The following is a 12,239-nucleotide window of genomic DNA, read 5'->3' as shown; positions in this document are numbered from 1 at the left end:
TCGCCCCGTCTCGACGCTCGCTCGCCGGTGCTTACACACTCCTCTGGCCCCTACGCACACACGCAATGCAGCACCCACACCGCTGCCCTGAATGCGACGGCACCATCCGCGAAACCGACACCGAACACGTCTGTGCCGACTGCGGGCTCGTCGTCACGGACGCGCCCATCGACCACGGGCCCGAGTGGCGGACGTTCTCCGACGACCCCGATCACGCACCCGAGCGTACCGGCGCGCCGCTCACCCGCTCCCGCCACGACCGCGGCCTCTCGACCGAGATCGGCTACAGCGCACGGCTCACGGGCCGCAAACGCCGCAAGTTCGCACGGCTCCGCCGTCAACACAAGCGCGCCACGATCCCCTCGAAAGCCGACTACAACCGGATCTACGGGTTCACGGAGATCCGCCGCCTCATCGGCACGTTCGGCATCGGCACCGGGCTCCGCGACCAGGCCTGCACGCTGTTCGCGTCCGCCCAAACGGCGGGCCTGCTCCACGGCCGCACCATCGAGGGGTTCGCGGCCGCCGGCGTCTACGCCACCTGTCGGACCAACGGGGTCACCCGCACCCTCGACGAAATCGCCGCCGCCGCCCGCGCCACCCGCCCCGAGCTCACCACCGCCTACGACGCCATGAACCGTGATCTCGGGCTGCCGACCGGCCCCATCGACCCCCGCGAATACCTCCCACGATACGCCGACGCCCTCTCCCTGCCGGCCCGCATCGAGCGCCAGGCCCGCGAACTCGTCGCCGCACTCGAAACCGACGGCCTGGTCGCCGGCCGAAACCCCAGCGGCGTCGCCGCCGGCTGCCTCTACACCGCCGCAACCGACACCGACCACGCCGTCACGCAGTCGGCCGCCGCGGCCGTCGCCGACGTCACGCCGGTGACGCTGCGCGCGACCTACCAGAACCTCACTGACGCCTAATCAGCCACCACCACGACCGGCGCATCCAGCGCCGCACTCGCCGCCAGCGCGTCCGCGCACACCGCCGCGCTCACAACCAGGGGTGCGCCCGGCGCGGCCAGCCTGGCGATCGCGGCCGCGCCAGCCCACGGCGGCCCGCTGAACCGCCGTGGGGGCTGTGACGGCGGGACGCTCGCCGGCACCGCCAGCGCGTCCATTGCCCGCCGAAACCGGTCACTCCAGCGCGCCACCAACGCGTCCCGGGCGGCCTGCTCCAGGTTCGCCCGCCGGTCTTCGAGGGTGAGCCGGCGGCGGGCGTCCCCCCACGCGGCCTGCGCCCGCCGCAACCGCTCTTTGGCGGCGTGCCACTCCGTCTCCACCGCCGTCAGCGCCCTGGTCACGGCCACCACCGGCTCCCCATCCCCCGGCTGGGTCCGCCCTTGGACCCGTGCCGCACGCTCGCGCATGTGACCGACCGCCACCTCAGCCGCCGCGACCCGTTCCCGCGCCGCCGCCAGATCCACGTCCGGTGTCGACAACCCCGCGAGCTGTCTTGTCACCGCCGCCAGCTCGTCGTCGTGTGCCGTCCGCGCGCCCCGACTCCGCGCCGCCGCCGCCAGTGCCACCCCCACCCGCAGCGTCGTCCCCTCGCACAGCACGCCCACGTGCTCGTGGACCGCGGCCGGCCGCTGTCCGCGCACACGGCCGTCATCCGGGTCGGTGATCGCCGCCACCACCGCCGACGCGGGCACGCCCTCGTTCCGGAGGTCGACGGCGCGCCCGCGCCGCACGCGCTCGCCGAACGCCACCCTCATAGCGGCACGCCACGCAACCCCTCGGGATCCGGATGCTCGGTCCCCGACGCGAACTTCCGATACGGTGTGCTCCGCGACGCCCGGCCCTCGTACGCCTCCGCAGCGGTCCTGATCCGCTCGGGCACCTCCTTGAACTCGTTGAACGGTGCCGTCTGCTTGACGGCCACGTGGCCGCCGTGTCGCGCCCGCAGCCGCAACACCTGCAACGCGCTGAACTCCGTCTCCCGGAACAGCACAGCCCGCCCGAACCGGTCCACGACACACCCCGGATGGGCGTCACAGGTGTTCCACAACTGCCGGCGAGCCGCCCGCGAATACGCCACTGCTAACAACATTACGTTGACATTCCAACGCGCCCCAAAAAAAGGCGTTCCGGTTCGAACAACCCCCGGGCCCGGCCGTCGGCTAGATCGAGCGCAAGTGGTCCGTGTTCGGCTGATAGAGCTCCCCGCGTTCCTTGAGCTTCTCGATCTCGTGTTCGGCCTTCCCGGCGTCCATCCCGATCTCCTCGGCACGATCGAGGACCTCCTCGACCGGCGCGCCGTCGTCGAACTCCTCTTCGATCTCCCCGATCAGTGCCTTGATGTTCTTCACACGATCCCGCTGGGTCTTCGACTGCCCGGTCTCGACCACGTCGGCGTCGAACTCGCCTGTTTCGGGGTCCACGCCGATGTCCTGGAGACACGACTGCACGATCCCGATCACGCGGTCGGCGTCGCTTTTCTCCACGGAATCCGACAACCGGAGCCGCGCCGACGCCTCCGCCAACCGCACGATCGCCTCCAGCTGGCGCGCGGTCACCGGCACCGGCGCGTCCTCGTCCGCGCCCTTCGACCGCAGATCCACGTAGAACTCCTCGATGGCCTGGCGCGCGTCCGGGGTCATCGTCGGGAAACACGTCCGCCGAGCGTACGCGATGTACTTCCGCAACAACCCCGGCTCGATCGCCGGCGCAACGTCCTCGGTCTGGCTCTCGATCTCCGCCTCCGAGTAGTTCGCGTTCGCGAGTTCCTCGTTTTGCGTGTTCAACTCCCCGGCGTAGTTGGTCTGCAGGATGTGATCCGCCAGCGCCGCGTCCTCCTCGGGGTCGGGCTGATCGGTCACGGTGAAAATCAGGTCGAACCGCGAGATCAACGCCGGCTCCAGGTCGATCTGCTCGCCGATCGGCTCGTACTGGTCGAACCGCCCGTACTTCGGGTTCGCCGCGCCCAACAGCGAACACCGCGCCTTCAGCGTCGCGTTGATGCCCGCCTTCGAGACGGAGATCTTCTGCTGTTCGAGCGCCTCGTGCATCGCCGACCGGTCGTCGTCGGCCATCTTGTCCAACTCGTCGACGGCCGCCACGCCGTTGTCCGCAAGCACCAGCGCGCCCGCCTCCAAGCTCCACTGCTGGCCGTCACCGAAGTCGTCGCGAACGGCCGCGGCGGTCAACCCCGCCGCACTCGACCCCTTCCCGGAGGTGTACACCGACCGGGGCGCGATGTTCTGCACGTAGGAGATCATCTGGGAGTTGTGCGAGACCACGCCGTCGGTGAGGTAACTGTGGGTCCCCTCGACTTCGAGGTCGTACACCCACTCCTCGTCGGGTTCGACTTCGGTAATCGATTCGATGGCGCTCCACGCGACGGTTTCGGCGTCCCCCACCGGCGCTGGTTGTGCGTCCCGGATGACGCCCCCGTCGGGTGCGACCTGCCCGGAGCCGTCGCCGTCCGGGGCGACCCCGACGAGCTGTCCGACCTCCAGATCCTCGGTTCGGACCGCGTCCGGGCCGTGCGACCCGGCGACGAACAGCGGGTGGCTCGGCGTGACGGTGAGCCGGTGACCGGCCGCCGTCCGCACGCGGTACATCGTCTCGGGGGCTTCGCGCTTCCAGACCTTCGTCGCGCGGCGCTGCACGAGCCTGCCGTCGGCTGCAAGCGACGGGACGGCCACGTCCACATCGTCCCAGACGCCGTCATCGACGGGCCGCGGGTCGTTGAGGTTCGCTTCGACGAGGTCCCGGATCTCGCGCTCGCTGCCGTCGGCGAGCGCCACCGTGGTGTCGCCCCGCACGCACTTCCCGGTTCCCGGGTCACCGATGAGCAGCATGTGGAGGTCGCCCCGAATGCGGGACTTATCGGGGAGGTGTTTGGTGACGCCCGAGAACAACTGCAGCATCATCGCGAGCTTGGCCTCGCGGTGGCCGTAGATCGCCGGCGCCATCGAATCCACCATCTCCTCGTGGATCTCCTCGTGGTCCGAGAGCGCGACGATCTCCTCTTTGTCCGCCTCGGAGATGTTCAACTCGTCGAACTCGGCGTCCTCGATGACGACCGACGACCCTTCCATGTAATGTTCGAACACCGGCGAGTCGGTGGCCTCCTCGCTTTGATCGAGCCGGAGGACGCCGGTGACGGTGACGTGATCGCCCGGCGTGACGTTGCCGGTGGCGTCGTCCTCGACGTGGACGTCGATGCTCTGTGGCGTCTCCCCGCCGCCCAACCCCTCGGGTGACTCCTGGATGCGCAGCTTCTGGGAGTCCACGAACTCCGACCGATCCGGGTCGAGCTTGAACGGTCCCTGGCGCTCGCAGGACTCACACTGATACGGCTCCTGGAACCCCGCATCCCCCTGTGGCACCTCCGTGTCGGTGCCACAGCGCTGGCAGACGAACACCGCACGCTGGATCTTCGGCATCACGTCGGTGGCCTTCCGCACCATCCCCTGGATCGAAACCATCGTGTTGAGGTGTTCGGCGCGGATCGCCCGGATGTCCGTGTGCTCGGCCAGCCCGTGCACGCGAACGTGTGCCTGCCCGAGGCTCACGTCGACGGGCAGATCGTACACCCGCAACGCCTCCTCGGCGGCTTCCTGGAGCTGGTCGGGATGGCTGATGTAATCGTCGGCCAGGTCCGGATCCATCTGGTAGAGATCCCGCCAGTGCAACTCGAGGGACTTCGATTCGCGGGGATACTGGCGTGCGAGGTTCCCGATCTCGTCGCTGTAGTATCGCCGGTAGAACTCCTCGAACTGGTCAACGAGCTCCTGGTTGGCGGCCTGGGCCATTCTGTCCTTCCAGAATACTGCTCGCTGGCGTAAGAACCTTCGCAAACCACCGCCACACAGGCCGGCCCGCCGTCGCCATCACACACACGCTGCTGTCCGAGAAGCCAACGCTTAGGAGTCTTCAGGACTGTATTGAGTCTGCATGAGGGAGGGTGCGTAGTGCCCGAGACTGTTCTCGGGCTCACGCTGATTGACTCGCTGTACGCGGGACTGTTCGTTCTGGGGGCCGTCCTGACAGCCGCCAGCATCCTGCAGGCAACCCGCATCGAAGACCGCGAGACACGCCACGGACTGATCGCGCTGCTGGCAACCGCCAGCGGCTGGTCGGTCACGCACGTCGTGACGCTGCTGGCACCATCACAGCTGATCGCCAACGTCGCGTACCTCGCGGGCCTCATCCTGGGGTTCTCGACCGTGTGGGCGTGGCTCTACTTCTGCTCGGCGTACACCGGCCGCGTCCTCCACCGGGACACCTGGGTCGTCCGCGGCAGCATCCTCGCGTACCTCTCGGTCGTCGCGGTGAAACTCACCAACCCCTTCCATCACCTCTACTACCGCGCCACCTACCAGCCCGCCAGCTTCCCCGCCGTCGTCGTCGAGCACGGCATCTTCCATTGGGCGGTCACGGGCCTGTCGTACGCGCTGGCCGCCATCGGCATGTTCATGCTGTTCGAGCTGTTCCGCGAAGCCGACTACGGCACCCGGCCGCTGGCGGGACTCGTCGCCGTGATGGCGCTGCCGGCGATCTTAGACGTCTACAGCTTCGCCAGCTCGACGCTCGTCGACCTGATCCACTCGCCGCTCGGCGTCGCCGTGTTCGCCGTCGGCGTCCTGTTCATCCACGAAGACCGGTTCCTGGCGGTGCAACTCACCGGTGACATCGCCGAGCCGGTCGCGTTGCTCGACGAGGACGACCGCGTGCGCGCGGTCAACGACACCGCCCGGTCGCGCTTCCCCACTCTCCGGGACGCCACCGGCGTCCCGCTGTCCACCGCCGCGCCAGCGATCGCCGAGCACGTCGACGGCGACGACGACGTGCTCGCGTTGCGCCACAGCGACGACACCGAATACTACCTCGTCGCCGAATCCACGTTCTCGCTGGGTGCCAGCAACCTCGGCCGCGTCATCGTCTTCACGGAGGTCACCGAAACCGAACGCCACCGCCGCGAGGTCGAACGCCACAACGCCCAACTCGAAGGGTTCGCCGCCGGCGTCAACCACGAGCTCCGCAACGCCATCCAGGTCGCGTCCGGCTACACCGCGCAGGCCGCCAGCGCGCTGGAATCCGAGAACGTCACCGACGCCCAGCAATCACTGGCCCGCGTCTCCGACGCCGTCGACCGCATGGCCGACCGCGTCAACGACCTGTCCACGCTCGCCCGCCACGGCCGGACCCTCCGGGACACCACCACCGTCGACGTGGCGGCGGCCGCCCGCGCCGGCTGGCAGACCACCGACACCGGCGACTGCGAGCTCACCGTCACCGGGGACACGACGGTCTCCGCCGACCGCGTGCGCCTCGAAGACCTCTTCGAATCCGCGTTCGCGTTCACCACCGACAACAACGCCACCGCCGTCACCGTCGCCATCCACGACGACGGCTTCTCCATCGCGGACAACGGCGCCACGCCGTCGGTCACTGACACCACGCGGTTCTTCGACTACGGCGACGCCGTGCCCACGACCGAAGCCGGGATGCATCTGCCGAACGTCCAGACGCTGGCCCGCGTCCACGGCTGGACGGTCAGCGTCGATCCCGACTACGAGGACGGCGTGCGCCTCGAAATCACGACCGATCCCGCGCCCATCGCGCTCACCGACCCCTAGCGCAACTCGACGTCCTGCTCTTCGATGACGCGGTCGCTCTCGTTGTTCACCGCGCGCACGACGAGCGTTGTCTCCCCCGTTCGCCCCACGTCCTTCGGGAGTTCCGCCGTCCCGCCGACCTCGGTGATGGTCGTGTTCCCCAGGGCGTTGCCCGTCGTCACCTCGATGTAGTTGGCCGTGCCCTGATCGGTCCACAGCACGGTCGCCCCGCCGTCCGTCGCCGCGACCTGCACCGTTGCGGTCACCTCCTCGTTGTTCGTGAACGCACCGACGCCGACCGCGGCGGCGATCAGCACCGCAAGCACGAACATCACCGCCACACCAGTGGCTGGGGATGTTGCGCGCTCGTCGGACGGCGCCCGGGCCATATGCACCCTACCTTCGGCCCACGTATGTATATGGCCTTGTTGGCCGTGTGCTATCTTGCCACGTCCCCGACGCGCAACACTCAACCCCCCGGCACCCACACACGACGGTGTGCCCGAGACACTGACCGCGAGTGTCATTCACGCCCTGCCGCCGGAGGAACACGCCGACGCCGACCTGGAGCCGGCGCTCGAATCACTGGCCGCCGACCGCTACATCCTCGTCTGCCGGAAGGGCGGCACCCCGACCCGTATCCAGCGGCTGCTCGCGTTCCTCCGCCGGGACCCCATCGAAGCCATCACTGTCGTCGCCGACGACGCCGTGCCGGAGGACGACGAGTTCACCACGCAGGTCACCGCCACCGAACTCGCCGGCGTCTACGACGCGGTCGGCGACGTGTCGTAGCCGCGCCCGCGACACTCGTCCGTTAGAAGAAGAACACGTCCAGACCACCATCAACCCCGGTCGCGAAACGTGAGACGCTGGACACGCTAACAATCACAAACGGACTGCAGCTCATACCTGAACACGTTTCTGGGTATATTTCCGGCATCGATACTGTCAGTTGAGCGCCGCAGGTTCGGCGCGCAGATCTCTCTGATCCAAATTCCGATCAACATCTTCAGTGCTTCCTTTGGCCTACACTAGATATTCTGCCTATTTCATCCAGTTGCCAAAATGATGAACTATTATTGTGATGCACGGTCCAATAGTTACGTGTGCCCTCCACAGGCCGGTAGCACTACCAGAGTGCGGTTTCTGTAACAGTACTCCCGCAATCCACTAGCCACCAACAAGATACCCATATACAACACAACTCCAGAAACGTGCCCACCACCACAATCGCACGAACGCAATGTCGGCAGCATCTTCGTAGAAAGTCCCCGTGGCTTGCTGCCCTGGCGTTCCTCGTCTTGAGTCGAATCGCAACCCGTCCAGATCCGGAGGCCGCTCGAATCATCGGCAACGCGATCTCACTCGTTAACGCCCAGTCTGCAACCACATTTACCGTTCCGTTTGCTGCTGCCGCCCTCGGCTTCCGATCGATTATCGGCGAACGCGAGTCCGGCACCGCCCGCATCCTCCTCAGCACCAGAACCACCCGACCTCGTCTCATCCTGGGAATGGTCCTTGGACGCGGCACCGCACTCCTCGTTCCGATCCTCACGGCCACCGTCCTCGTTGTCGGCCACGACATACTTCGGTACGGACAGTTCTCTCCGCTGTTGTTCCTCGCATTTCTCGCGCTTTCGACAGTGTACGTGTTCGCGTGGACCGGACTAACTATCGGTCTCTCGGCTGTCACGTCATCGACGACCCGCGCAGCCATCCTCGGGACCACCGTAACCCTCGGCTTCGTGCTCTGGAAGGGCCTCACGCTCCCGACCTTGTGGCAGTTCACGACTGGTTTTGTTCCCGGACGCGAGCTCGCACACCCCGAGGCGTTCGAGGTCGCTCGTTGGCTCTCACCCACCCATGCGTTTGTCGTCCTCACAAACTGGCTGTTCGGCGTCCCCATCGGTCCCGATGTTGCCGTCACTGGGGTTGCCGATGCGCTACGCCAATCAGCGGTGTTTGCGCCAACACCGCCCCCGGTTTCTTGGTGGTGGGCGTTGGGGTTCCTGCTAGCGTGGCCGGCGCTTGCGCTCGCGGGCGGTATCACGATATTCCAGCGCGGCGACCTCGCCCCGCGTAGCCGCGCCGGACCATTCCGCCGACTCATCGACGCAGCTTCATTTCTTCCCCAGGCCGGTGGCCGACAGTTCAACCGGCTCCCAGAATGGAGCCGTGCCGCTGATTCACTGCCCGGATCGTGGCAGCCGCTTGCCCGCCGTGAATTTCGCCGGCTCGCTCGCAGCCCGATTGTCTGGCTCGTCGGCGGCCTCGTGTTTGTCGGTGCCTTCCTCAGCCTCCCACAACCCACGCACGTTCAGGACGCACTCGGCTCGCGAGTCCCGCTTGCGGCCCTCCAGACCCCGCTGTATCTCATTGGCGGATTCGGCGTGCTCTTCGGGACGTTCCGGGCTGTGATTCGCGAGCGGGACACGGGTACGATTCGCTCCACTGCCGGAACCGCGATCTCACGCACAGAAACGCTCGTTGGCTTCACGCTCGGCCGTGCAGCCGCATTTGCTGTTCCATTGGTTCTCGCAGCCGCGTTCACCTGCTTCGCTGCGGTTCCACGCTATGGCGTCGTTCCCCTCGATACGCTCGCCGTCTTCCTTGCGTACACACTGTTGTTCCTCGTTGTAATCGCTGCAATCGGCGTCTCGCTGTCGACGATCTTCCGGAGCCAAACGGCCGCTGGATTCGTGATCCTCGCCTACGCCTTCGTTCACATCACGTGGTTCCAGATCTCGAACACGCTCTACGGGGCGCTCTCCGGCACGGCTGTCTCTGGGTTTTCTCCGCCGACCAATCCACTCTACTTGGTCGCTCGCTGGCTCCCACCGCTCCGGCTCCCGTTCGTCGTGACGAACGCGATCATCGGCGTTCCCAACTCCGCAGGCCCCGCGACCAGCGTTCTCGGTGACTTACAGCCGAACGTGTTCTCCAATCTGATTGTCGTACGACTCCAGTACGGCGCTGATGTACCCGTCTGGTACCTCCACCCGTTCGTTGCCCTGATCGCAGTCCTCCTCTGGGCACTCGTCCCCTTTGCGGTCGCTGTCGCGCTCCACCGCCGTCGAAACATCGAGTAGTCCGCCCGGGCGTCAGCCAACTCGGCAAACGCATCCTCGATGTCGCTGAACTCGCCGACGCCTGCCAGCGTCGCATCCACCTCGGCCCTTTCGACCCGAAGCCGAACTTTCACGCCAGCTACGCCACGGCGTTCGGTCGACGGATCTATAGCCGGTTGCCGATCAGTGAACTGGCCAACTCGATTGTAGAGACTTTCTCAACGACATAACTAGAGGGCTATAGTTCGGGTCACGCTCGGGCCGACCGGCGCGCTGGTCGATTTCGGTTTCAAGCCCACGCGGTCGAGAACTGTCCCGGGGTATATTTAGTAGCGTCGCCGGGAGCCTTTCGACCTGGATGCATCGCTCCCTGTTAGCGTATGCTGGAAGCCGGCTATCCGAGAAGTGGGACCGCCCGAATTTGAATCGGGGTCACGGGCACCCAAGGCCCGAAGGATACCAAGCTACCCTACAGTCCCGTATCACCACCTACTGTGGTGGTGGTGGTAAGCGTTTCGTTCGATCGCCCCTACTGGTCGTCCTCGCGGAGTTCCAGGGTCGCGATGATGCGGCCGGGCGCGTGGCCCTTGCGCACGCCGTCGAGGATGCGGAACGCGCTGTCCGGATCCAGGAAGTGCGTGGTGACCGCGCGCCCGCGGTCCGTCGGCTCCAGGCCGTCGATGAACTCGTACTCCAGTAGCTTCCCCAGGGCGTGTTTCGTGGGGATGTCCCCGACCATGCGGTCGTTGAGGCGTTTGGCGGCCGTGCCGCCGACGGTGACGTTCGCCAGCGTCTCCTCGACGGCGGCGTCCTCGTCGTAATGCGTGACCACGTTCTCCATGTCGCCTTTCAGGAGCGTGAACGCGATTTCCTCCTCGGTGCCCTCCATCGAGGAGTGATACGACGCGTCGGGTTCGACGAGCACGTACACCTTCCCGCGGTCGTGGTAGTCGGGACGGCCGGCGCGGCCGAGCATCTGCTCGAACTCCTGGACGGAGAGCCATTCGATGCCCATCGCCAGCGTGTCGAAGATGACCTGGTTGGCGGGGAAGTCGACGCCCGCCGCGAGCGCCGCCGTCGTCACGACGGCCGCGAGGTCCTGGTCGCCGAACTGTCGCTCGACGGATTTGCGTTCGCCGTAGTCGAGGCCGGCGTGGTACGGCCGCGAGGGGTAGTCGAGTTTGCGCGAGATCTCGTTGCAGCGCCGCCGCGAGTTGGTGAAGATGATGGTCTGCCCGCGGTACCCCATCGAGGACTCCTGGTCGAACTCCCGGCGGACGAGCGTGTTCTCGATGTCGGGCTTCTCGGCGCCGTCGGCGAACGTGACGTGGCGCTCGATGGGCACGGGGCGCTCCTCGAACTCCACGAGGTTCGCGCGCAGCTTCCCCGCCAGCTCGCCGGGGTTGCCGACGGTCGCGGAGAGATACACCCACTGGGCGCCGTCGTAGCCCGCGCGCTCCTCGCGGCGCTGCTCGCAGTAGTATTTCAGCCGCGAGATGAGGCCGTCGAGGCGGTGGCCGCGGTCGTCCTCTTTGAGCGTGTGCACCTCGTCGATGACGACCGTGCCGATGTCGCCCAGGTCGCGGCCCGTCCGCAGCGCGTGGTCGATGCCCTCGTAGGTGCCGACGATGATGTCCGCGGCGGGGTCGAAGGCGTGGCCGTCGTCCCGGATCCGCGAGGACCCCACGCGGATGGTGACGTTCGCGAGGTGGCCGTATTCGTCCTGGAAGTCCTCGTGTTTCTGGTTGGCCAGCGCCACCAGCGGGACGAGAAACAGCAGCTTGCCGTTGCCGGACTGCAGCCGGTGGAGGCCCGCGATCTCGCCGACCAGCGTCTTCCCGGTCGCCGTCGCCGACACCACCATCTGGTCGTCGCCCTCGACGAGCCCGTTCTCGACGGCGAGACTCTGGACGGGCAGCAGTTCCTCGAAGCGGTCCTCGAAGAGCCCCTGGACGTCCGGATGCAGGTCCAACTCCGAGACGGCCACGGGGTCGACGTCGTCGGTGGTCGCCGACACTTCGTCGTATTTCGTCAGGTCGGGGTCGAGCTCGCCACCCAGCAGCCCGGTGACCTTTTCGAGGTCCTGCTCGGCGAACAGCAGCTCTTCGAGGCGGTCCTGTGCGGCCCCCGACACCGCCCCCGAAAAGGAGAGCTCGCGCTCCAGCTCCTCGACCGCGCAGTCCCGGCAGATGAACTCGCCGTCGGCCTCGATGGCGGTCTCCGCGGTGAGCGGGGAGTACCGCCCGCGGCCCGCGCAGTACCGACACGTCCGCACCACCTTCGCGGCGAGCTGGTAGGCGTCCAGCATGGCCTGGACCTCCTCGCGGCCCGCGGCCGTCGTCTGCTGGCTGATGCGGATGCGGCCGGCGCGGCGCGCGATCTCCACGAACTCCTCGGGGTTGCGTGGCTCCTCGCCGCCGTCGGTCTTCCGCCGAAACCGGGCCGGACGGGGCCCGGCGCTTTTCTCCGCGACCTCTAGTTTCGCGCGGAACAGCCGGTCGCCGTCGCGGTTGGCCACCGCGAGGTAGTCGTCGCCCGTCTCGTGGAGGAACAACGTGTCCACGCGCTGGACCTGCTCAGACACGACCACACATACA

Annotated in this window: 9 protein-coding genes and 1 tRNA gene; 4 read left to right on the top strand and 6 right to left on the bottom strand. The window is 67.0% G+C overall.

From position 1 onward, the window contains the following. Positions 1-65 precede the first annotated feature (65 nt). Positions 66-929, top strand: a complete 864-nt coding sequence (locus JT689_RS10165) for a transcription initiation factor IIB family protein (protein ID WP_205251131.1) — start codon at positions 66-68, stop codon at positions 927-929. On the opposite strand, the gene JT689_RS10160 is transcribed toward JT689_RS10165, so the two are convergent. From JT689_RS10160 to JT689_RS10150, 3 genes are all read right to left on the bottom strand, one after another. Next, positions 926-1,723, bottom strand: a complete 798-nt coding sequence (locus tag JT689_RS10160) for a hypothetical protein (RefSeq protein ID WP_205251130.1) — start codon at positions 1,721-1,723, stop codon at positions 926-928. The genes JT689_RS10165 and JT689_RS10160 overlap by 4 nt on opposite strands. Continuing rightward, positions 1,720-2,058 (bottom strand): hypothetical protein, encoded by a 339-nt coding sequence (locus tag JT689_RS10155; RefSeq protein ID WP_205251129.1) that lies wholly within the window; start codon positions 2,056-2,058, stop codon positions 1,720-1,722. The genes JT689_RS10160 and JT689_RS10155 overlap by 4 nt, the downstream gene beginning before the upstream one ends. A 70-nt stretch (positions 2,059-2,128) precedes the next feature. Continuing rightward, positions 2,129-4,768: an ATP-binding protein gene (locus JT689_RS10150; RefSeq protein ID WP_205251128.1), complete on the bottom strand. Its 2,640-nt coding sequence runs from the start codon at positions 4,766-4,768 to the stop codon at positions 2,129-2,131. A gap of 159 nt (positions 4,769-4,927) precedes the next feature. On the opposite strand from JT689_RS10150, the gene JT689_RS10145 reads away from it, so the two are divergent. Further along, entirely contained in the window at positions 4,928-6,595 is a 1,668-nt protein-coding gene (locus JT689_RS10145; protein ID WP_205251127.1) for a histidine kinase N-terminal 7TM domain-containing protein, read from the top strand. Here the strand turns inward: JT689_RS10145 and JT689_RS10140 are convergent. Beyond that, positions 6,592-6,963, bottom strand: coding sequence for a hypothetical protein (locus JT689_RS10140; RefSeq protein ID WP_229373367.1), 372 nt, complete (start codon positions 6,961-6,963; stop codon positions 6,592-6,594). The genes JT689_RS10145 and JT689_RS10140 overlap by 4 nt on opposite strands. A 109-nt stretch (positions 6,964-7,072) precedes the next feature. Here JT689_RS10140 and JT689_RS10135 point away from each other — a divergent pair, with 109 nt between their 5' ends. Both JT689_RS10135 and JT689_RS10130 read left to right on the top strand, forming a co-directional pair. After that, positions 7,073-7,366 (top strand): hypothetical protein, encoded by a 294-nt coding sequence (locus JT689_RS10135; RefSeq protein WP_205251126.1) that lies wholly within the window; start codon positions 7,073-7,075, stop codon positions 7,364-7,366. Positions 7,367-7,788: 422 nt separating this feature from the next. Further along, complete coding sequence (locus JT689_RS10130; protein ID WP_229373366.1) at positions 7,789-9,663, top strand: ABC transporter permease subunit; 1,875 nt, start codon at positions 7,789-7,791, stop codon at positions 9,661-9,663. A gap of 385 nt (positions 9,664-10,048) precedes the next feature. Here JT689_RS10130 and JT689_RS10125 read toward each other — a convergent pair. Both JT689_RS10125 and JT689_RS10120 read right to left on the bottom strand, forming a co-directional pair. Beyond that, positions 10,049-10,121, bottom strand: a tRNA-Pro gene (locus JT689_RS10125). 50 nt (positions 10,122-10,171) lie between these two features. After that, positions 10,172-12,226: a DEAD/DEAH box helicase gene (locus tag JT689_RS10120; protein WP_012289450.1), complete on the bottom strand. Its 2,055-nt coding sequence runs from the start codon at positions 12,224-12,226 to the stop codon at positions 10,172-10,174. Positions 12,227-12,239: the final 13 nt, after the last annotated feature.

The sequence above is a fragment of the Halobacterium sp. GSL-19 genome, from assembly GCF_016917855.1.
Taxonomy (GTDB): Archaea; Halobacteriota; Halobacteria; order Halobacteriales; family Halobacteriaceae; genus Halobacterium; species Halobacterium salinarum.
The sequence above is the reverse complement of the archived record's forward strand: the minus strand, read 5'-3'. Positions and strand labels throughout refer to the sequence as shown.